1 pseudogene is annotated in these 675 nt (G+C 58.5%); it reads left to right on the top strand.

The features are described from left to right. Window positions 1–622, top strand: a pseudogene (locus ACPYOP_RS32930) (IS6 family transposase); the annotation flags it as partial. Between the last annotated feature and the right edge of the window lie 53 nt (window positions 623–675).

Below are 675 nucleotides of genomic sequence, written 5' to 3' on the forward strand. Positions count from 1 at the left end.
TCAGCTTTCGCGACATCGAAGATCTGCTTGCCGCGCGCGGCATCGAGGTCTCGTTTCAGACGATCTCGGAATGGGCCGTGAAGTTCGGCCTCAAATTCGCCGATCAACTCCGACGGCGCTCACGAGGCAATTTTTCCGACAAGTGGCAACTCGATGAGATGGTCGTGACGATCAAGGGAAAGAAGTACTGGCTGTGGCGCGCCGTCGATGCCAACGGTTACGTCCTCGATGCCCTGCTGCAAAGCCGAAGGAACAAGGCAGCCGCCCTGCGTCTAATGAGGAAGCTGCTCAAGGGGCAGGGTACACCCCACGGGTGATGGTGACGGACAAATTGCGGTCCTACTCTGCCGCGAAGGCCGAATTGATGCCGGGCATCGAGCATCGGTCACACAAAGGCATCAACAACCGCGCCGAAAATTCACATCTTCCCGTACGACGACGCGAACGGCGGATGATGCGCTTCAAGTCGGCCCGGCAATGCCAGCGTTTCGTCTCGACACAGGGCCAGATCGCCAATCTCTTCCTTCTTCACCGCAAACATCTCACCGCCGCAGATTATCGAAAGCTTCGCTTCCACGCCATCGCAACATGGCGGCAGATCACCATGTCAATCAACGCGTGAAGGCTGCTACGATGCCAGACGCGCCCCCTGTCCCAGCTTAAGGCGACGCCACC

It is taken from the genome of Rhizobium sp. KNZ2-6A (genome assembly GCF_056755475.1).